This is a genomic window from Desulfatiglans sp., from assembly GCA_012513605.1.
Taxonomy (GTDB): Bacteria; Desulfobacterota; DSM-4660; order Desulfatiglandales; family HGW-15; genus JAAZBV01.
The window spans coordinates 1-21,247 of the sequence record JAAZBV010000033.1; the positions used below are offsets into that span (position 1 = coordinate 1).

General features: G+C 38.4%; 28 protein-coding genes. 14 read left to right on the top strand and 14 right to left on the bottom strand.

All coding sequences use genetic code 11. The features are described from left to right. Positions 1-160 precede the first annotated feature (160 nt). The 12 genes from GX654_03905 (at position 161) to GX654_03960 (ending at position 9,810) form a co-directional block, all read left to right on the top strand. Entirely contained in the window at positions 161-481 is a 321-nt protein-coding gene (locus GX654_03905) for a nucleotidyltransferase domain-containing protein (GenBank protein ID NLD35992.1), read from the top strand. A 92-nt stretch (positions 482-573) separates the two neighbouring features. Beyond that, the gene (locus GX654_03910; protein ID NLD35993.1) at positions 574-960 is read left to right on the top strand and encodes a nucleotidyltransferase domain-containing protein; all 387 of its coding nucleotides are present in this window, start codon (positions 574-576) and stop codon (positions 958-960) included. Beyond that, the gene (locus GX654_03915; protein NLD35994.1) at positions 957-1,427 is read left to right on the top strand and encodes a hypothetical protein; all 471 of its coding nucleotides are present in this window, start codon (positions 957-959) and stop codon (positions 1,425-1,427) included. Before GX654_03910 ends, GX654_03915 begins: the two co-directional genes overlap by 4 nt. Before the next feature lie 157 nt (positions 1,428-1,584). Next, the gene (locus tag GX654_03920) at positions 1,585-1,929 is read left to right on the top strand and encodes a four helix bundle protein (GenBank protein ID NLD35995.1); all 345 of its coding nucleotides are present in this window, start codon (positions 1,585-1,587) and stop codon (positions 1,927-1,929) included. Further along, a complete protein-coding gene (locus GX654_03925; GenBank protein NLD35996.1) occupies positions 1,929-2,237 on the top strand; it encodes a hypothetical protein in 309 nt (102 codons plus the stop codon). The genes GX654_03920 and GX654_03925 overlap by 1 nt, the downstream gene beginning before the upstream one ends. 110 nt (positions 2,238-2,347) lie before the next feature. Then, a complete protein-coding gene (locus GX654_03930; protein ID NLD35997.1) occupies positions 2,348-3,832 on the top strand; it encodes an MOP flippase family protein in 1,485 nt (494 codons plus the stop codon). Between the two features lie 46 nt (positions 3,833-3,878). Beyond that, positions 3,879-4,832, top strand: coding sequence for a polysaccharide pyruvyl transferase family protein (locus tag GX654_03935; GenBank protein NLD35998.1), 954 nt, complete (start codon positions 3,879-3,881; stop codon positions 4,830-4,832). Between the two features lie 141 nt (positions 4,833-4,973). Beyond that, positions 4,974-5,705: a glycosyltransferase gene (locus tag GX654_03940; protein ID NLD35999.1), complete on the top strand. Its 732-nt coding sequence runs from the start codon at positions 4,974-4,976 to the stop codon at positions 5,703-5,705. Positions 5,706-5,888: 183 nt separating this feature from the next. Continuing rightward, complete coding sequence (locus GX654_03945; protein ID NLD36000.1) at positions 5,889-6,875, top strand: glycosyltransferase family 2 protein; 987 nt, start codon at positions 5,889-5,891, stop codon at positions 6,873-6,875. Positions 6,876-7,004: 129 nt separating this feature from the next. Next, positions 7,005-8,039: a glycosyltransferase gene (locus GX654_03950; GenBank protein ID NLD36001.1), complete on the top strand. Its 1,035-nt coding sequence runs from the start codon at positions 7,005-7,007 to the stop codon at positions 8,037-8,039. Between the two features lie 125 nt (positions 8,040-8,164). After that, entirely contained in the window at positions 8,165-9,007 is an 843-nt protein-coding gene (locus GX654_03955) for a glycosyltransferase family 2 protein (GenBank protein ID NLD36002.1), read from the top strand. A 62-nt stretch (positions 9,008-9,069) separates the two neighbouring features. Further along, entirely contained in the window at positions 9,070-9,810 is a 741-nt protein-coding gene (locus GX654_03960; protein NLD36003.1) for an FkbM family methyltransferase, read from the top strand. A 9-nt stretch (positions 9,811-9,819) separates the two neighbouring features. Here the strand turns inward: GX654_03960 and GX654_03965 are convergent, their stop codons facing one another. Together GX654_03965 and GX654_03970 are read right to left on the bottom strand one after the other, a co-directional pair. Beyond that, the gene (locus GX654_03965) at positions 9,820-10,404 is read right to left on the bottom strand and encodes a hypothetical protein (protein NLD36004.1); all 585 of its coding nucleotides are present in this window, start codon (positions 10,402-10,404) and stop codon (positions 9,820-9,822) included. A 1-nt stretch (position 10,405) separates the two neighbouring features. Beyond that, positions 10,406-10,669: a hypothetical protein gene (locus GX654_03970; GenBank protein NLD36005.1), complete on the bottom strand. Its 264-nt coding sequence runs from the start codon at positions 10,667-10,669 to the stop codon at positions 10,406-10,408. 286 nt (positions 10,670-10,955) lie between these two features. Here GX654_03970 and GX654_03975 point away from each other — a divergent pair, with 286 nt between their 5' ends. Next, entirely contained in the window at positions 10,956-11,195 is a 240-nt protein-coding gene (locus GX654_03975) for an AbrB/MazE/SpoVT family DNA-binding domain-containing protein (protein NLD36006.1), read from the top strand. Continuing rightward, positions 11,192-11,653, top strand: a complete 462-nt coding sequence (locus GX654_03980) for a type II toxin-antitoxin system VapC family toxin (GenBank protein NLD36007.1) — start codon at positions 11,192-11,194, stop codon at positions 11,651-11,653. The genes GX654_03975 and GX654_03980 overlap by 4 nt, the downstream gene beginning before the upstream one ends. A 2-nt stretch (positions 11,654-11,655) precedes the next feature. Here GX654_03980 and GX654_03985 read toward each other — a convergent pair whose 3' ends face one another. The 12 genes from GX654_03985 to GX654_04040 all read right to left on the bottom strand — a co-directional run bounded on the left by GX654_03985 (position 11,656) and on the right by GX654_04040 (position 21,215). Next, the gene (locus tag GX654_03985) at positions 11,656-12,090 is read right to left on the bottom strand and encodes a type II toxin-antitoxin system VapC family toxin (protein NLD36008.1); all 435 of its coding nucleotides are present in this window, start codon (positions 12,088-12,090) and stop codon (positions 11,656-11,658) included. After that, the gene (locus GX654_03990; GenBank protein ID NLD36009.1) at positions 12,087-12,359 is read right to left on the bottom strand and encodes a type II toxin-antitoxin system prevent-host-death family antitoxin; all 273 of its coding nucleotides are present in this window, start codon (positions 12,357-12,359) and stop codon (positions 12,087-12,089) included. Before GX654_03990 ends, GX654_03985 begins: the two co-directional genes overlap by 4 nt. 204 nt (positions 12,360-12,563) lie before the next feature. Beyond that, entirely contained in the window at positions 12,564-13,373 is an 810-nt protein-coding gene (locus GX654_03995; protein NLD36010.1) for a class I SAM-dependent methyltransferase, read from the bottom strand. 51 nt (positions 13,374-13,424) lie between these two features. Then, on the bottom strand, positions 13,425-13,754 hold the full coding sequence (locus GX654_04000) for an XRE family transcriptional regulator (protein NLD36011.1): 330 nt from the start codon (positions 13,752-13,754) through the stop codon (positions 13,425-13,427). Next, positions 13,747-14,103 (bottom strand): addiction module toxin RelE, encoded by a 357-nt coding sequence (locus tag GX654_04005; GenBank protein NLD36012.1) that lies wholly within the window; start codon positions 14,101-14,103, stop codon positions 13,747-13,749. The genes GX654_04000 and GX654_04005 overlap by 8 nt, the downstream gene beginning before the upstream one ends. A gap of 68 nt (positions 14,104-14,171) precedes the next feature. Beyond that, a complete protein-coding gene (locus GX654_04010) occupies positions 14,172-15,158 on the bottom strand; it encodes an NAD-dependent epimerase/dehydratase family protein (GenBank protein NLD36013.1) in 987 nt (328 codons plus the stop codon). A 12-nt stretch (positions 15,159-15,170) separates the two neighbouring features. Continuing rightward, complete coding sequence (locus tag GX654_04015; GenBank protein ID NLD36014.1) at positions 15,171-15,839, bottom strand: YdcF family protein; 669 nt, start codon at positions 15,837-15,839, stop codon at positions 15,171-15,173. Between the two features lie 9 nt (positions 15,840-15,848). Beyond that, positions 15,849-16,979, bottom strand: a complete 1,131-nt coding sequence (locus GX654_04020) for a radical SAM protein (protein NLD36015.1) — start codon at positions 16,977-16,979, stop codon at positions 15,849-15,851. 9 nt (positions 16,980-16,988) lie between these two features. Next, a complete protein-coding gene (locus GX654_04025) occupies positions 16,989-18,164 on the bottom strand; it encodes a glycosyltransferase (protein NLD36016.1) in 1,176 nt (391 codons plus the stop codon). A 20-nt stretch (positions 18,165-18,184) separates the two neighbouring features. Then, positions 18,185-19,066, bottom strand: coding sequence for a glycosyltransferase family 2 protein (locus GX654_04030; GenBank protein NLD36017.1), 882 nt, complete (start codon positions 19,064-19,066; stop codon positions 18,185-18,187). 18 nt (positions 19,067-19,084) lie between these two features. Next, positions 19,085-19,447: a prepilin-type N-terminal cleavage/methylation domain-containing protein gene (locus tag GX654_04035; protein ID NLD36018.1), complete on the bottom strand. Its 363-nt coding sequence runs from the start codon at positions 19,445-19,447 to the stop codon at positions 19,085-19,087. Between the two features lie 64 nt (positions 19,448-19,511). Beyond that, positions 19,512-21,215 (bottom strand): phospholipid carrier-dependent glycosyltransferase, encoded by a 1,704-nt coding sequence (locus tag GX654_04040; protein NLD36019.1) that lies wholly within the window; start codon positions 21,213-21,215, stop codon positions 19,512-19,514. Positions 21,216-21,247: the final 32 nt, after the last annotated feature.

A 21,247-nucleotide genomic window follows, 5' to 3' on the forward strand; every position in this document is an offset into this window, starting at 1 on the left:
TCAGGTTTCAGGTCTCAGCCCTCAACCCTCTCATCAGGTTTCAGGTCTCAGCCCTCAGCCCTCCTCTCCGGTTTCAGGCATCAGGTCTCTGTTCATGTATTAATAACAATTTGCTAAAAACCCTATTGTATACAATACCAAGCTATGATATTTTATGGGCATGGAAAAAAACGAAATTATAAAAGAAATTGAAAAAATTTTCGATCAACTAATCAAAAAATATAATTCTTTAAAAATAATCTTATTTGGATCTGCAGGACGTGGAGAATATGAAAAATTAAATGATCTTGATTTTTTGATAATAAAAGAAAATGTGCCATCACAAGGTCTGGATAGAATGAGGGAACTGGATGATTTAATAGAAAGAGATATTGCTGCAGATATGTTAGTGTATCGTCCTGAAGAATTCGAAGAGCGAATCAAGCTTGGCGATCCCTTTATTAAAACAATTCTTGATGAAGGTCGCGTTTTATATGGCTGATCCGAAGGTAATCAAAGAATGGTTAGATAAAGTTGATGAAGACTTTGAATTCGCCAGTTTAAAGAGACTCATATAACAAATCAGGAAAAAATATGGCAAAAACCACATTGGAAATACCCCGGGAAGAATGGAGAAAATATAATCCTTCCCTTATTATGAGCCAAAATTCATATAGTGATGCTGAAGTTGAACAGCAGAAGCTTGATGCATGGCAAATCGCAAGAAAAGCATCTCATTTACTTAAAAAAAACTATAGTGCCAAAAAGGTCTTATTAATTGGTTCTCTAGCAAGAGAATCAGGATATCATTTACATTCTGATATTGATATCGCTGTTTCAGGTATAGCCCCTGAGAAATTTTATTCCGCTGTTGCTGAAATAATCGGATTATCTCCTCTTTTTAAAATTGATCTGATCGATATTGATGATTGCAACCCCGGCCTAAAAAAAGCTATCGAGGTCGAAGGCCACTTGATATGAATTCTATCATACAACAGACCTCATTACGTATAAGATCTGGAGTTGAAGATCTTGAGGTTCTTGCACATAGAATTAATGAAGGTTGGGCAAAGGCAGAACATAACGCTGACACATACTATCTTGATAGCGTCGCGCTCAATCTTCATGGTTTTTATACAGGTTTGGAGCGTTTATTTGAAATAATTGTGACAAATATAGATGGGACCATTCCAGAAGGTGAAAATTGGCACCAGCAGTTACTTAAACAAGTTTCAAAAGAATTGCCTAAAATAAGACCTGCGATTATTTCAAAATCCAGTTTTTTAGATCTTAATGAATTACGAGGATTCCGGCATGTAGTAAGAAATGTTTATACCTTCAATTTTAATCCATCAAAAATTAAAACCATCGTCGAAAAAATACCAGATTTATTTAGCAGCTTGAAGGCGGAATTAACCGCTTTCGCTGATTTTCTTGATGATGCCTAAAAAGAGGGATGAGGGGTGAGACCTGAAACCTGAAAGGTGAGACAGGAAACTTGAAACCTGAGAGGAGAGACCTGAAACCTGAAACTGGAGACTGGAAACCTGAGATAAGAAAGGTGAAAGAAATATAGTGGAGAAAGCTGAAGACAGAAAAGAGATTTTGAGGCAGAGGACAAAGAAATATGCCTCTGCTGTTATTCGATTATACTGTGAGTTACCCAAAAACCGAATGGAGTGTCAGGTTATAGGGAAACAACTTCTAAGATCAGGCACCTCTGTAGCTGCAAACTATCGTGAAGCATCAAGAGCAAGAAGCAATGCAGAATTTATCTCCAAAATTGAAATATGTGTACAGGAAGCAGAGGAAACCATGCTATGGCTTGAACTCCTTCGAGATGATTGCGCCATTATATCTGATAAGCTTGACTGGTTATTTGATGAATCTAACCAACTGATTTCCATATTTGTAACCATGTCAAAAAATGTAAAGATGAGATGTAAATAATGGAAAATGATTTACCTCAGGTTTCAGGTCTCAGCCCTCATTCTTCAACTCAGGTCTCAGGTCTCAGCCCTCATTCTTCAACTCAGGTCTCAGGTCTCAGCCCTCAGGTTTCTCCTCCGGTTTCCGGTCTCAGCCCTCATCCCTCCGACGACGTCCTCATCCGAGTCGAAAACGTCTCAAAAAAATTCTGCCGGAGCCTGAAAAAATCACTCTGGTACGGCATGAAGGATTTGGGAAGTGAACTGATAGGCCGCTCACACGAAGAGAATGATGACCTCCGCCCTGATGAATTCTGGGCAGGGACTTAAGATATTACAATAATATAACATAGATTAATATATGCCAGTGAAAAACGCTAAAAGTCTTTTTCTTTTATATGTCCCTACCCCAATGAAAATAACTCGTAACCTTCTACACTATGTCATTTTTCGCCCCTCAACATCCCAATACTGATCTAAAAAAACAGTCACTGCGCGGCGGCGCGGTCACCCTTACATCACAGTCTCTTTCCTTAGTGATACATTTAGGGTCAACAATGATCCTGGCACGAATTCTGTCGCCTCAGGATTACGGCATTATCGCAATGGTAGCTGCGATAACAGGATTTGCAGGGGTCTTCAGTGACCTCGGGCTGTCCACAGCTACGATCCAAAGAGATAAAATCAGTCACGAGCAGGTAAGTAACCTGTTCTGGATTAATGCAGGGCTAGGATTAATCATAACCCTGGTCGTGGCATCACTCTCCCCTGCGGTAGCGTGGTTTTACCACACACCTCAGCTTGTTTGGGTTACTGTGGTTCTTTCAATGAACTTTATGATCACTGGGCTGGGGGTACAGCATCAAGCACTTCTTACACGCCAGATGAGGTTTTTTAGCCTAGCTAAAATCCATATTTTTTCAATGCTTTTGGGAATTGGAATTGCTATTTTGATGGCGCTTCATGGCTACCGCTACTGGGCGCTTGTCTTTAATACCATCACTTTATCTGCCAGCAATACATTCTGTCTATGGTTGGTTGCCAGGTGGCAGCCCTGTTTGCCCAAACACAAAACAGGGATTCGACCTATGATTCGTTTCGGATCGGATATCGCAGGTTTTAATACAATTAACTTTTTTGCCAGAAATCTCGATAATATCCTCATCGGCCGTTACCACGGTAGCGGCCCGCTGGGTTTTTACAGTAAAGCTTACCAGCTTTTGATGATGCCCATCACCAATTTTAGGGCTCCTCTTGACAAAGTTGCGCTACCTGCTATGAGCCGTCTTCAGAATGATCATGAGCGATTCCGTGATTATTACATGGAGTATTTATCGATCCTTTCTTTTATCTATATGCCTCTGGTCACTTTCATGTTCGTTTGTTCTGATAACATAATAAAAATCATTCTAGGACCTCAATGGATTAAGGCTGGTGAAATATTCAGGATTCTAGCAATCGCAGCCTTAATCCAGCCTGTAGGTTCATCACGTGGGTTGGTTTTGCTATCCACGGGGCAAAGTCGAAAATATCTTTTCCAGGGTGTCACAGTGGCTTTAATAATTAGCCTAGCCATTGTTCTTGGAGTATCTAAAGGGGCAAAAGGAGTTGCATGGGCTTATGCAATTTCTGTGTACGCCGTGCTTTTCCCTTCTTTATTTTTTTCCTACAAAAACACATCCATTCATATAGGCCATTTTTTAGAAGCGATTAAGCAACCCTTTGCTGCGAGTTTAGCTATGGGTGTAATATGTTATTTACTTTTATCAAAAATTAGAATTTTTGGAGATATGGCCAGCTTAGTTATATGTTTGATAACAGGTATTCTCAGCTATCTTGGGCTGATAATTTTCTTTTCAAGAGGGTTGAAAAACTTACTTAAGTATTACGAATATAGCAAGTTAATGTTTAAAAATATTCATTAGCCATTTAAGAAAATCTTTATTTAAAACGCCCAAAATAGCAGGCAACATGAGCAATTCATTACTATTTGACAGTAGGATAAAATTCTATGATTTATCCACACTGGTAAAGCAGCAGAGAGTTCCAAAATCCAAAACAATTCAATTTTATTCGGCTGTTAACAATATTGGGAATTACACTCCCATACTTGGAATTCGTAAAATAATTCAGACACATCCGGATACATGGAACATCCATGACAAAAATATTGATTTTAAATTTATTAATGAAAATTATACACATGCTATTATAGGAGGAGCCGGGCTGCTTCATCCCTGTTTCTCATCTTTTTGGCGAAAATATGCAGAAGAATGCAGGCTCCCCACTGTAATTTGGGGAGTAGGCATATGTTTACCTCTATATTCTACAGGGTGGGAAAAAGAAGATAAGAAAAAAGTCAGAGCAGTCTTTTCTCAGGCAGACTTGGTTAATGTAAGAGATGAAATAACTGTGGACTATTTCGATATCAAAAACGCAAATATAGGACCATGTCCCACAATAGCCTATTTATCGGATTTTCTTACTTATAAACACCCTTCTAAACATCTCCTATACAGTTTTCATGATGAAATTCTTTCAAGCGATAAATCTGAAATATTATACAAACAGATACAAACTAAAACAAAGTCTACCGTATTAAGAACAGACAATATTCAGTATAGATTCCAAGGTATTCAAAAAATACTAAAGAAATTATACTGCAAGAGTTCTCTTGTAGTATCTACCCGTCTACATGGAGCAATCTTCGCTTATGGGCTTGGAATACCTTATATCGTTTTTCCTGTTGATAATAAAATAATAGATTTTCAAAAAATTTATAAGAATGGACTAATTATTGGTATTGAGGAGTTTGATAATATTAAGGATTTAGATGCTATTTGTAATAACATTAAGATCAACGAAATTAGACTCGATTCGGTCTTAAACTTTGGTAAACTAGTAAAAGAATGGTTGACACTCTAGAAAGTATCAGAAAAATATTCTAAAAAATATTTAGCGACTTTAATACGAGGAAATCAATTGAGAGTTATCGTTTCACTAACCAGCACATTTGAAAGATCTCATATGCTATTTTATGGTATACAATCTATCTTGAAGCAGTCAGTGAAACCTGATCTAATATTGATAAATCTTTCTAAAGATTCCTATCTCAGTGACATCGGTTTTAAGGCTATACCTGACTGGTTGATAAATCCTAATATAAAAATAAATATAGTTGAAAATACCGGGTCATACAGAAAGTTACTTCCAGCGTTAGAATTTGCTGATGATAAGGACCTTATCGTTACTGCGGATGATGATATTCTGTATGCTACGAATTGGCTTAAAAACCTTTTGAAATTTTCAACTTCAGAGCCAGATTCAATAGTCTGCTGCAGAGCACGACTTATGAAAAAAAATATTATCAGAAACTGGCAGAATTATACAAAATGGGATTTGATCAATGAGAAAATGAAAGGAAATAATATCCTGCCAACAGGAGGTGCTGGTGCTGTTTACAAAAAAAAATTATTGGATGTTGATTTTTTGTCTGATCATATGTTTTTAGAAATTGCACCCACTACCGATGACCTCTGGTTTCGAATGGCCAGTTTAAGGATGAACACACCGGTTGCAGTATTTCCTGAGATAGGTTATCAGAATATATATTTATTACATAGATTAGGACTTGAACAGGAAAATATTTTAAAACCAAAAAATGCTTCTGTTTCATTTTATTTCCCCTTTTATAAAAAATGGATGAAGTTTTTAGACTATATTGGAAAAAACCAGTCAAAAAATGATTTTGCCTGGGCTTCTATTTGTAAATATAGCCAGTCAGTGCAAGGCAAATAGGATCTGACATTATTCCTTTGTTATTATGTGCAAAAAACTACCCGAAATATTATCATTTTCGATCCAAGCTATTGGCCGAACATTTTTTGGGGTATAAAGTTAGATATATTCAAATAATTTATTACCCCTACAAACTTTTTAAGTAATGACTTACACATCTGCATCTGGACTAATAACAAATAAATGTCTCCTATAGTTTCAGTAATAATTCCTACTGCTAATCGTCCGCATTATTTGCCCAGAGCCGTAAATAGTGCGTTAGCTGGTATGCAACAAAATGAGATTGAAATCATTGTAGTGCCAAACGGCCCGGACGAATCCTGGAAAGAATCTCTTAAACCATATAAAAACAACCCTTGTGTAAAAATAATACCAATCCAGGAAGCAAACGCGAATATTGCCCGCAATAGAGGCATGGAAGAAGCTCGAGGAGAGTTTTTGAGGTTTTTAGATGATGATGATTACCTTTTTCCAGATAAAGCTATTATCCAGTACCAATTAATCAGGACCTCTAACTTTGATATTACATGCGGGGCTATTGATGTCATAAATTCGTATGGTAAGATTATTCGGACGTTAAAACCTCCTGAATTTAATGACTTTTGTGAATCAATAACATCTCCCATTGGATTTCATTTAATTCACGCATATGTATATCGAAAGAATGCTATCCAGGGGCTTACTTGGGACCCTCATATCAAGAGTCGTCAAGATGTTTTTTGGCTTTTTAAACTATGTCAAACAAAGGAAGTAAAATATATAAAGCTAAATGAAGCTGTCGGTGTATGGCAACATCACTGGGGTACTCGTATTTCTACAAAACAGGATATTAATGATGCAAATCGTATAACTGCAGAAGCATTAATACAAATATTCAAGACACTAGAGAAAACCGATCGATTAACAGAAGGGCGGCGAAGATCCATTGCACAAGGTTTATGGTTCTGCGTACATGCGGCCTTTTTCTTAAGTCCAGTATATTGGGCAAAAATTGCCAAAGTAGCACGTCATATTGATCCGCAAACAAGACCCATACAACCGATATATCAATGGCCATTATTACGATTTATTGATCCACTCATCATTATGTGGGCTTTATATCCAAAAAAATTCTTTATGCATTTAAGGCGAAATTATTTTCTTAAGCATAAATCAGATAATTATTGGTAGGTTTAAACTATCTAATATTATTATCTTTTCAATAAATATGTAAAAATAGACTACGAAGCATTTTAAATAAATTATTACCCAGCCATCCCGGATTCGTTTGAAAATTTATTTCATGAAAGTATATTACTAATGTATGATCAAACTAAAATATCACAATTATCTGTATGCGTAGTAATCCTGGCTTATGGATCGCGAACAGAAAATCTCCGACGAGTTCTTTCAGCTGTTCTAGATATCGGGGTAGGACATATCATCGTGGTAGCGAATGCCGTGACCTTTGAAACCCATCAAATGCTCAATAATTTTTCAAAGACATATCCAGATTGTATTGAAATCTTGACATCGTATGAGAATATAGGTTCCGCAGGTGGGTATGCGCTTGGTTTGCGAGCGGCATTTAAAACCTCGTATGATTTTTTTTGGCTCCTCGATGATGACAATCTTCCTCAAAAAAATGCATTGATGGGTTTGATAAATGCATTTTCATTTCATACGGAAAAGATCAAGAAGGATGGTTTTCTATTGCTGTCATTCCGTAAATCACTTCCGGAAATGATGTATTACATTCATTCTAAATCTCAAATAATTTACCCAAGGCCAGCGTCTTTTATAGGCTTCCACATATTCAACATTTGGAAAGATTTTCTATTGTTTATACAAACAAAAAAAAAGCCTGACACTGCCTTTACAGATCATCACAAAAATAACATTTCATTAAATTTTGCCCCATATGGAGGATTATTCTTTCATCGAGACGCTGTTAAGATATTGGGGCTCCCAAATCCGCTTTTTTTCCTATACTCGGATGATTTGGCCTACACACTCAACTTTACCCTAAAAGGTGGCTCTCTGTTTCTGGTACCCGACAGCTGCATAAACGATATTGAACCTCCTTGGAACGCAACCACCAGTAAAACCTTCAACATATCAAGGCGATTGAAGGTGATGACAGCGGAAAAAACTTACTATGAGGTACGAAACAGGGTTTATTTAGGCAGAACAATGTTCCCGGGGCATCCATTAATATATTTATTAAATAAGTGGCTATATATTACTATATTAGGAAATTTTGCACTATATTATCGTAGTTGGAAAAGATTCAAGCTGATACTTCGCGCGGTTACTGATGGCGAGAAAGGTCGTCTGGGCAAACGAATTTTTTGAAATAAAAAGTAGAAAGGTATCAAATTCACTTAACACTTTGAACGCTCAAAGGTTCTTGCTGGCAATAAAATGCAGACCTTCTTAAAGAAAAATCGTAAATACTTATTATGAATATTTGTGCAATTATGATTAATTATTTCAACTGGCGCGATACAGTTGAAAGTGTTGAATCAATCATTGATCAACCGATCACACGGATTGTTGTTCTCGATAATTCAGGGGATGAAAAAGAAGTAACTTCACTTAGAAAGGCACTAGGATGTTATTCTTGTGTAGATGTAATGGAATCAAACACCAACCTTGGTTTTGCTGGTGGTATGAATTATGTTCTTAATAAAAAGTTTCCTTTAGGTTTTGATTACTTTTTAATACTAAATAATGACATTATTGCTTCGGAAAATCTTGTTAAAAACCTGATCGAAGGCTCCGGATCCAAATCCTTCGATATATCTTCTCCAATTATTTATTATTACCCTCAAAAAGATCGACTGTGGTCTCATGGTTATTACTATAATATGATGACAGGAATCGTAACACATAACCCAATAGCATTCCTGCCTCGAAACTGCTTTTATCTAACTGGATGTTGCATGTTGATCAGGCGTGAGGTTTTCGAGGATATCGGTCTTTTTGATGAAACATTTTTTATGTATGGTGAGGATGTTGAATTTTCATACCGTGCGGTCAAGAAAGGTTACCGGATTGGAATAGTGGAATCCGCAAAGCTTTACCACCATGTAAGCCTCACTACCCAAAACAATTCTCCCTTTTATGAATATCACATTACTCGCAGCCATTTTCTGCTTATTAATAAATTCTTTAACAAACCTTTCAAACAGGCAATATCTTTTATCATTAAATCAATTACGTTAAGCATGCGTGTGTTAGTAAGGACTATAAAGTATAAAAACCAAAATGCTTTATCAGGTTTTACAAAGGCTTTTTATGAAAGACTTTATAGGTCATGAATTTAGAAACAATATCATTGAGATAGTAACTAATATAGACGCTGTTCAGGCAAAATCTTCGGATGAAAAAACACACTAAATGGCTGAGAACAAGGCTTGTTGAGATACTTGCTTCATTTTTAAATCTATTGCCGATAAGACATCAAAATAAGTTTTTTGAGATTGTCTTACGATTTATACCAATCCCCCTCCTTAAACTCATTCCCTGTTCTTACTCTGCTTACATTAAACAATACATGCCTCAAAGAGGTGATGTAATAATTGATTGCGGGGCACATATCGGTAACTGTACTATCCTTTTTTCACGACTTGTTGGTAAGTCAGGCACTGTTATTGCGGTGGAACCATTTGAGGTTTCTTTCAGAATTTTAAAAGAAAGAACTAAAAATTTAAAATGTAAAATCACCCTTATCAATAAGGCTGTTTGGGATAAAAACACAAAAATACCATTGAAGGTGTTTGATAACACAGTTTCCTGCCGGATTGTCGATGATAACCATTCTGCGGCAGGGCCGGATATTAAGATGATCGACTGCATTGCCATTGATGACCTTGTAGCTGAAATAAACCCCGAACGCCTAAATATGATAAAGATGGATATTGAAGGGGCTGAAATAGAAGCTCTAAAGGGTTCTGTAAATACAATAGAAAAATACTCCCCACGTTTTGCAGTAGCATCCTATCATAAAAGGAATACTCAAAAGACATGTTATTGGGTTGAAAACTTTTTAAACGAAAGAGGCTATTCGACTAAAACCTTTTTCCTGCCTCATCTGACTACCTACGGTGAAATACGAGGATAACGAACTAACCTAAATATCAGACTGCTCTTTCAACGCCTTTTCAAGTAATTCTGATACCCCTCTTTGCTCTGCCCGCTTAACAAGATAGTCAATATCAAGCCTTCCTGATTGAACCTGCAAAATCCCTATAACATCATTCCATTGACGCTCGGACACATACCCTCCCAGTTTATACCAGTATAATTTATGAAGTAATACATCCTCCGCACTTGCCAGAAAAATTTGATCCAATGGATCATCAGATAACTGGTATCTGTCTTTGCGTCCTATTTCTTCTTTTGATAAATCATCTCGGCCAAGAATAAACACATCAACCTTAAACATAGTTTTGAGATGGATTACATTGAAGGAGGATTTACGATGAAGTGCGTCAAATATCATATCCTGGTCGATATAGAAACGATCTTTTAAATTATCTACGAGAACTGAAACATCCTCCTTTTTTATATCTGCTACAATATCAACATCCTGAGTGGCCCTGGGGATACCATACAGAGAACTTGCCAGAGAACCACCAATGAAATAGGGTATTTTGAGATCCTCGAATACTTTGGCAATAATTCTCGTAATACTTAATGGTTCCGCTACTGTCATATTAATAACCTTGAAGACCGGGATCCCAGTTAAAAACTCTGATCATCGTCTCCCTGTCAAGCCAAAGTGAAGCAAGCCTGAGCCGCTCTTCCTGCTCTGAGATGTTTTTATGCTGTTTTCGGATACGCACAAGGGCAAGCTGCTGAACTGCTTTTGTCATTTCATTAACTTGAATAAGCTTTTCATGCGGGGGCATTCTGCGATATCCTTCAACAATTATTTTGTGTATGGCAGGCGATGTATCTGATAATCTGGTATCCGGCATTAAAAACACCTCAAATTATTAACGATTTTCCCTTTTTTAGCACATAACCCCTTTTGCATTCAATGTTTATTATTCATCTTTACCTGGTAAAAAATGTTATTGGGTTGAAAATTTTTAACCGAAAAAGGCTATTCGACTAAAACCTTTTTCCCGCCCCAAATTAACCTATGGTGAAAAACCTGAATAAACAAAACTATCGCTATTTTAGGTCCAATTTTACAATAGGTTGACAGATTTAGTTTTGCAGCTATAATATCATTTAACATCAAATAACGAGGTTTGCAGCATGATAACAGAAAGTGTCACAGTTTCAAATAGAGGGTATATTATTTTGCCCGCCCATATTCGAAAAGAGATGAAGATAAAACCTGGCACCAGAATCCTTCTTAGTAAGGAGGATAACAAGGTTATTCTCCAGCCAGTTTCTTCATTTACAGAAAAAATATCCGGATTAACTGCTGGTTGCTTTGGTAAAGACAAAAATGCAGTTGATGACTACATTGACAATGAAAGAAAAGATAGATGAGCCTGATTAAGCCCTCTGTTTTAAGAAAAGCTGTTTATGGTAAACAAATACTTGTTGATACGAATATCATTATTTACTTGACCGACTTAGTAGAGCCTTACGTTTCATTATCCAGACTACTGTTTGAGATGATAGAAAAAGGTGAAACATCAGCCGTAATCTCAGTTATTTCTATTGCAGAGGTAATGCATGGCCCTTTAAAAAAGGGTAACCTGAAGAATGCCTTTGATGTTAAAAATTATCTCATGAATTTTCCGAATATTCTCTGTCAGGAAATTACCGAAAAGGTTATAACGAATATAGGCATTGATGAAAAGATAGAATGGGCAAATTTGAGGGTAATGGATAGCCTGATAATTGCTTCAGGTGTTTCAAACAATGTTGACCTGATTATATCAAATGACACTCACTTCAAAAAAGCCCTGTCAAAGAATTATATCCTGACTTTTGATGAATAAAACTAACCGAATTCGTGTATTAGTAGCCCTTCCTTCTTTGCTGCTTTATTTAAATTTCTGTCAAAGCATGAAAAGAAAAGATCAGATAATTCACCTTCATTTTGAATGACAAGGGCAGACGCCAGATGAACAGCGTCATACCCCCTCAGGTTATGTTCAAAGATAAGTTCCATGGTGCTATTGATCAACGTTTCATCAACTTTTATCAACCGAAAGTTATTCCATTCCCTCTGGAACTCTGCTCTGGCTTTTTCCATATCGGTTTTTTTATAACGCCCCTCCTGACTGGCACGGTTAAAAGCGGATAACACCTCAGGGTATGAAAGGATCGATGTAAAAACAGTATCGGCTTCATCTCTTGCCAGCCTTGCAATATCCGAGTATTGTTCATCAATAAACAATTTTACAATACTGCTGCTGTCAAAATAGGTAATCACCTTCGATCCTCAACAATCATTTCAGATACAGGTTTATCAGGCATGGCATTTTTAATGGTCTTTATATTTCCAAGCACACCTGTACCCCCACCTAAAAGACCTTTCTTCTGCAAACCATTCAGAAGCTTCTGTTCTTTGCTTTGAATTAATGGCTGCATTTCAACAACGGCTTTCCCGTGTCGCATAATCCTTATAACTTCGCCGCTCTCAACTTTTTTAAGGACACTGCTAAGATTATCTCTTAGTTCTTTCACCCCTATATTTTCCATCTTAAGTACCCTCAATTTATGTACATATTTATGATTAATTGTAGACACAATATAAGTAGATGTCAAAAGATAATTCTCATAGCGCCTGCAGCATAATATGTAACCACGAAATACACAAAACCCACTAAATATAAATTGGCGTTAATTTCCAATATGCATATTGTCATATGTCATGTCATAGGGCACTATTCTGGTTTTTGGTGATTATTCAGATTTGATTCCTACCACATAAAAAAGATGGCTCATGGGGAGTTTAAAGACACCCTTTCTGAATGCCATATCCCACCTTCCAAGGTACTTCATCCAGCCCGGAAAATTTCCTGTTTTGATATAATCCAGAATTGGCACACTCCATAGAGGTCTTGCCCCCGAAGGCTGAACCCCTTTTGTTCCATATCTCCTGTGCAACCTCACATCCCTTGGCCCACTGGGGTCAGGCCACCCAGGGGTATCGATGGCGCCATATTCAGACACCTTTAACCCAGCCTTTTCAAACATCCTTCTAACTCTTGTAATATGATTGTATTTCACCTGCCCATGCGTCCATGGAAAACCGAATAGCCAGTGCAGAAACCTGTGCCAGGGATAGCCAGGCTGAAAGTTATTACATGTTACAAGAAACACATATCTTTTAGATACCCGCTTCATCTCCTTTATTAAGAGCTCCGGTTTATCAAGCTCAGTCCATGTAACAAAATTCCAGGCCAGATCAAAGCTGTTATGTTCAAATGGAGTGTTACAGACATCAGTGCATTTGACAGTCTGAATATTTTTACCGATGCCAAGTTCATCCCATCCATACATCATCTCCATCTCAGGGTTTACCAGTGTTACATTACATCCGGCGAGCCCAAAACCTATGGAGTAAAGTGATCCTGCGGCCTTTGCGCCATGGCTGGGCATCTCTATAACAGTTTTGAGCCCAAACTCTTCAGTCATGATTCTGTGCAGGTTTAAAAGCACATAGCGGTCATAGGTAACTCCAAAGACCTCTGTTTCTTTTTTATTTGTCATTCGATACACATCATATAATATTGGTTGATCAGAAGAAACAAATAATGCTTATCAGGCAGCGATAACACTTATGGTTCCTCTTTTCTGTGAATTCTTTTTGGCTCGTATTACTATTTCCACGTTGTAATTCAAACTGTTTAAAAATCGCAGCAACCGTTCGGTAGAAAAGCCAGTAAGCCGACCATTCAGCAATGCTGATACTTTAGGTTGATCAATTCCCAAAATTTTTGCAGTAGCATGCTGTGTAAGCTGGCGCTCAGCAATAATCTGATTGATTTGACGTGCCAACTCGGCTTTTGCCATTGCTTCTTCAGGGTTAGAGACCTTCAAATCTTTAAAAACATTGCCACTACTTAATTCAAATTCTAAATTTTCATCCATGATACTCACCTTTTATATAAATCTCTTTTGCTCTCTTCAGCCTGGAATTAATAATATCCATCTCCATTTTTGGTGTTGATATCCCCTTTTTGGATTTCTTTTGAAAAGCATGTAGCACAAATATTATATCCTTGAACTGAACAGTATAAACAGCCCTGTAGGTATCACCCTCGAAATCCTCAACAATCTCCAGCACACCTGCCCCTTTAAAACCTTTTAAAGGCTTTGCATGCAAATATTTATCCCCTTTCTGCGCCAGGTATAATGCATATCCCATGACACGACGCACATCGTCCGGAAATTTAATCAGATCATTTTTTGAGCTTCCCATCCAAATCAGTTCTTTCATTTCAACGCCTTAATTATGCCAGATATGGCATAATTAATCAAATGAAACATGAATAGTAAAAATCAGAATTAAACCCACCCCTGCTTCATGTACCACTCCACTGTCTCCTTAAGCCCTTTCACTGGGTCTTTTTCAGGGTTAAATCCCAATTCCCTCTTAGCCTTTTCTATTGAGAATACCCTGTCAGCGAGAGTGGACTCTATGTTCTTTCTGGTAACAGGAGGAACCTTACCTGTAAGAGAAAACACCTTTTCACACAGTGTGGCCATAAAAAGGGCTGCCCACTCAGGCGCATATAATGGAATCCTTTTAACACCCAGCGCCTCCTGTAATATCTTTCTTATATCATCAAAGGGCATGGATTCCCTGTTTGTGATCAGGTATATCTCACCTGCCCTCCCCTTTTCAGAAGCAAGCAGAAGCCCTGTTACTGCATCATCAACATGAATCATTGGAGTAAGCTTTGGTCTATTGCCTATCTTCGGGAACATCCCCTTTTTAGCTAGCCTTGTAAGTCTGAGCATATCACGCGGGTCACCAGGGCCATACACCATTGAAAATCTCACAATCACAGCAGGAAGGGCTTTCTCAGCCACCATGCGCAGAACTTCTCCTTCCGCCTCCAGCTTGCTGCGGCCATAGGGATGATGAGGTTGACATTCAGTCTTTTCGGTTGCTGGCACCTCAGAACATATACCCATCGCAGCAACAGAACTGCAATGAACAACCCTTTTTACTCCTGCCTTGATGGCCTCTCTCATGATGTTCTGAGTGCCACAGACATTAACCTTCATAAACATCTCCTCAGTCACATGGAAATTATTCATGTGACCAAGGGTCGCCATATGAAATATACAATCTATCTCCTCTGCGATATTTTTGAGGCTGTTAATGTCGGTAATATCGCCCTGAACCAGTTCAATACCAGCGCCTTGATAAATATTCCTGTTTCCTGTATCTCTCACAAGACAGCGGCATCTGTGCCCTTCAGATATAAGTCTTCTGACCAGATATGGGCCGATAAAACCTGTTGCGCCTGTTATGAGGTAGTTCAATCTGTAACCTTTCTATATATTTGTGACCTTTTTCCAGTAATAAAAAATCCACGAACCATATTCAGAGAGCACCCATCTTATCTGCCGACCATCTTTCCACCACGATGCCGGATCAAATGGGTCTGTTTTAGCTGAAACAGAAATCACATCAAGTTTACCTTCGTACATCTCCTTCCATATATGGGCCGCACGCCTCGTATGGAACCTGCTTGTTATAAGAATAATCCGATTGTATCCCAAGGCAATTATCTCAGTGCCTACATCCTCAGCCTCTGTATTCGTATCATAGGCATCTTCTGCGCTTATTGCGGTTATACTGTGCCTCGGCACGCCAAGCATTTCAAGTATCCGCATGCTATCTTCATACCATGTGCAGCAGCTTGTAAAACCCTGCGCTTCCAGATACCGCAGAGAATCTGTTTTCCTGTCGCCATTTATGATAATCCTCTCAGCCAGCCCCTTTTTATAAATATCAGCCGCCTCAATAAGCCTAGGATAATATTCAAGGCCTGTGTTTAAAACAAGCGCAGCGTCCGACTTGATCGGTATATCGTCACGGATAAGAAACTCACCCATCTGTTTCAGTAAAACGCTATGAAATAGAAATACAAAAGCTATAGCCAATATTAGCATGACTGCAATAGCCTTTAGCCCTCTTCTCTTTTTAGCTTGTTCAGTCATTTTAATGTTTCACTTATAAAACAGATGCCTCATAACCCTGGTCAAAGAGGGCAGATGCATGAGTATATTTGAATAGGTCTGGTTGGCAAGCGGGCAGGAACAATTCTTATCCTTTATATACCGCCTTACCTTATCTGCATCAGGGCTGTTCCAGAGCGACCCAAAATCATAATTATGGTCTCTCAGATTCCCCATGGATTTATCATAGCCCAGGGTACAGCAGGGCCATATATCACCATAGGGGCTCATGTGGGCATTTGATATGCCTGCATAACATGGGATTACATGTCTGTTTTCCTCCATTATTCGTATGGCAAGATGATAGTAAACCAGACGAAAGGCATTATTAATGCGCTGAAAAAACGAAAGGCTCTTTTTTCTTCCATCAATTTCTCTGATAAAGAGATCAATAGCCTTTTTGTATGACTCGATCCCTGGTGTTATAGGATCTTCCATATTAAACATCTCAGACCTTTTTTCAGCGATCTCATTCCTGTAGCTGTCGGGTTCCATACTCATTGCAAAATGTGAAATCTCTTCAATGTCATTTACATTCCAGCTTGAAATAACTGTGCCCAGCTCAACATGAAGATTGGAATTCTCCTTTTTCATCCCTTTCAATCTTCTGAATGCCTCTGCAACCTTTTTGTAATTTCCCTCAACTCCCCTTATATAGTCATGTCTTTCTCCTGCATGATCAAGGCTTGGTTTGATTGTAAGCTGGATCTCCGGTTTTATATTTTTGATTATATCAAGAATCTTCCTGGTCTCTTTCTCAACTGTATCAACAGCAATTGCGTTTGTAGGGATATGAATGATTGCAGGAGTCAGGTATCTGCATGCAAGCTCTATGATTTGTGACAAATCTTTTCTTAAGAATGGTTCTCCCCCACTTATATTAAACAGATATGTGTGTCCCATTGATTTAAATATCTTTTCTATCTCATCAATAGTAAGCTCTTCATCCCTTTTTGATGGGTTATCCCTGTACAGCTTCCATATGCTGCATGTTTTGCATCTGGACTGGCAAAGGTTGGTTACTGAAAATGTCAGATTCAGAGGCGTTCCGGGTGTCGAAAACCCCAGACTGAACAGGCGGTAGCGGATGATCTTAGGTATTATTTCTTTAATATATCCCATAAAAATAATTCAATTAGAAATTTTATCATTAAGGAGTTTTTCATAGACCTTAAAGGTCTCAATTGCAATATTATCCCATGACATCCGCTCTGCTGTCTCCTTTGCCTCTAGCGACATCTTTGCAAGCTCGTCCTTATTATTAAGGCAATATATGATCCTGGCTGCTAGCGATTCAGCATCCCCTGGAGGAATAACATTTTTATGGTCATTCAAAAGCTCCGGCAACCCGCCTGTATCTGAAACTATCATTGGTTTATTGAATGCCATTGCCGCCGCGCCAACACCGCTTTGTGAATCGAATTCAAGGTATGGCAATATTACAAGATCAGAGGCATTAAAAAAGGCTGCCACCTCATCAGTATTAATGTAATGGAGATGTGTATCAACATGTTTAGAGAGGCCATTTTCATCTATGATCTTTTGATATTTGTCCCAGGTTTCCCATAATCTGCCTGCAATGAGAAGACGTGCATCAGGTACTTCCTTAATCACCATTGCAAATGCCTCAAGTGCAATATCCAGCCCCTTATAAGGACGTATTGCCCCGAAAAAAAGGATAACCTTAGCCTCCATACAAATGCCCAATCTTTTCCTTGCATCCTCACGGCTCATCTCTTTTCCACTATTAAATGCAAGAGGGCCATGTGGTATCTGGCTTATGCTCTCCTCATTTATATTGAAATGCTCAATAAGGCTAGCCCGGTTTGCTTTTGAATGGACTATAAAATGATCACAAAACTTAAAAAGTATCCTTGAACACAGTTCATAGAAAGGGTTTTTCTCATGGCTTAAGATATTATGCACCGTGAACACAACAGGTCTCTTCCTGATTTTAAATATTATGCAGATCGTGAAATATATTATTAAAAGAGGCGGGCTCCACCATTGCGCATGAAGGATCTGCCCGTTTGTTTGCAACCCTTCCATAATCCAGCTCAATGGATTATACCATGTGAGATTTCTTCTTACCCTGGTTGCCAGTTTTTCCTCAAGAGATGGAAAGGTATTATCCTGTTTAAGCGCCCCTCCAGGATAAAGGAATGAAGGGTAAATACTTTTAAAGGAGATAAACTCAGCATCAATAAGCCCTGATATTGCCTGAAAAAATGAGAGACAGTAACTGCTTAACGCCCTGAGCGGAGGCATGGAGCCTAATATTGTTACTGATCTGTTGCCTTGATTCATATTTTTCAATGTTAGTTTCGCTATTTGTTTTTGAACCTGTCGCTCTCACTTTTTTCAAAACGCATCTGGCTTATCTGCTCTGATATAATCCCCATAAAAAAGACGATTATGGAGGTGGTAAAGAGCAGGGCGCTCATGTTAGTGAATCTTCCATATGTAAAAAATGTGACGAGATAATAGATAAAGCCGATAAGAAAGATGAAAAAGCTTACAGGCAAAAAGATCCGGAAGGGCGAATAGAGTGCGCATATCTTGGTGATAATCATAAAAAACCTCACGCCATCACGTGATATACTGATATTGCTTTTACCCTTCTTCCTTTTTTCAGCATTAATCGGCAGATACTTAAGGCTCTTCCCGTTTCGTAAAACACCAAGGGTCATGGTAGTAGGGTATGAATAGGTGTTTGGTAATAGATATAAAAGGCTCTGCGCTATCTCAGCCTTTACTGCCCTGAAACCCGATGTGAGGTCCTGAACCCTGAACTTTGCCACATACCCTGCAAGCCAGTTGAGCATCCTGTTACCAAAACCCCTGAAAATGGAAACCTGGCTTGTCTTTGAACGCGCCCCAACAACCATATCATATTCAGGGAAGTATTGAAGCATCTTTGCAATATCATTGGGGTCATGCTGCCCATCACCATCTATAAAAACAAGTATATCGCCTGATGCTATTCTTATACCGCTCTTTATGGATGCCCCATTACCAATGTTGTATGGGTGGCTGTAAACAATAGCCCCTGCCTCCCTGGCAATTTCCCCTGTCTGATCTTTTGAGCCGTCATTAACAACAATGATCTCAAATTCAGGGTCTATCTCTTTTACCTTTATTATAACATCCCTGATTGTCTCTGCCTCATTATAGGCAGGGATGATCACAGAGACATCTACTCTTTTCATCTCAATCTCCACTTAAGATTAATTGTCTGTGATTAACCCGCCAGGGCCTGTAAACGTATAGGTTTTATTACCCTTTCGATGATGGGCTGTCATTGTATAACCATTATCATCACCCGTAACATCAAGATCCACACCTGGGGAGGTGTAAAAATCAGGTCTCTTGGCAAGGGCAATATCGGACTTAGCATAGGATTTATACTCTACATAATAGGCCTCCTGCGCTGCTGCGGCATTTCTCAGGTCGCTTACCGCAATTGAGTTATATGACCTTATCCTGTATGCTGAAAACTGTGGTATGGCAATAGCAGCCAGGATACCGATGATAGCTATAACAATCATTATCTCAATAAGAGTAAAGCCTCTCTCATTAATCGCCTTCATAATCCCCTCCCAAAAAGGATGCTGAAATGATTTTTTACATTTTCACTCATGTATTATAATAAATCTACATATTTCTTTTTATCAACTCATTAAGACCAATCCCATTCTCATAAAAGAGAGGCATAGTGTATTCCCTGAAAAAGGTTTTTAGCATCTCCTGTTTTTCTTCAGAACAATTATCCTTTACCCATTTATCAAATACAGGCAATGAAACAAGTATATGGGTAATTCCTCTCTTTTTTAGAGATGATAATATCATGTCAGGACTATTCGATGTCAGTATAGCCCTTGTAAAAAGCGCATCATCAGTCACATAATCCCTGTCACAATAGTATCCCCTGCGCCCGAGATAGACAAAGAGGATTTTTGAATCCTCAGGGAGGGTTTTATTTACAAATTTCAGGGCAGGATATTCAGGGATAAAACCTGAGATATATTCATCACGGGTTATGCTGCCCATGATGTATGGTAATGGTTTTACCCTGCCAAAGAGTTCCACGCCATAGGAAACATTCATAGCAAGGGAGATTAATAAAAGAAGAATAACAGATACGCTCCCAATAGACCTTGCAAAACCAGATGTCATCTCCCTGCTGATTTCAAACAGGTTCTTTACACCCAGAATAGATAACACAATCAAGGGAGGTATAATCGGAGATATGTATCTGATCCTCATCGCTGTGGTAAACATGGCTATCAGAATATACAGGAAGGAAAAGCTGACAATAATCAAGTTTTCCCTTCTTATGGTAGCAGGGATATTTTTTTTAGGGAAAAAGGCAAAAACAGAAAATATAACAAGGAATGGATTCAGCCTGCCGTCAAACAATCTTGGCTCATCATCTTTCCCCTGAAAAAAGATCCTTAAAGGGAGCATGGCAATCTCAAGGCCGGATTCCCCATAAACAATACCTCTGTATGTTAACTCTCCCCTGTTCTGGTCAGCTCTTTTTTCTGTAATCTTTTCACTATTTTCAACTGACCTTTGTATCGGGGGATTAAAGACATTATTATAAAGCGGGTAGATGGGGTTTTCTTTCCAGTGGTAGTTTCTTATCATCCAGGGAGAAAAAACCGCAATGGCTGTAAGGAAAAAGACCATAAAGTGCAATATTGAACGAGGCATCAGCCTCTTTTTATCACAAGTATGCCTTGAATATAAAAACGGGACGAATAATGAGATGAGCGCCAAGGAGACAATGGCGCTGTATTTTGTGCCAAGGGCCATCCCGCACATTATCCCCGCATAAAAGAGATACCTTTTTCTGAAACCTTCATTGAGCCATTTAATAACAAGTAATAATGAGGCGAATGTAAAAAATATCACACCAAGGTCAACATAGGCGGTTATGGACAGTTTTACTATTACAGGTATGGTGGTAAAAAGGAGTGCCCCTGACAGGCCGTAAACTGTGCCTGCCCTCTTTTTCAGGTATCCAAAAAGCAACCATGCAGTAAAAATGGCAAATATAAAATGGATAAATTTAGGAGCAATATCGTTTCCAAAATATAGGGGGATCATATACAGGAGATCAAGATTCATAGGGAAATATGAAAAGTCCATATATGGGATTTCATATATGCCACCATGTTTGAGATACAACTTTGGCACTGCAAGGTGGTGAACCAGTTCATCCCTGCTTACAGGCGGGACTAATGACATAATAATTACAGATACAGAGACTGTTATCAATAAAAGGGCAATGAGAAAAATGGCATTTTCTCTATTGAAAAATCTGGCATAAAAAACAGGTTCTTTACTTATCATTATATATATTTTTTAAATAGTTCATTAACTGC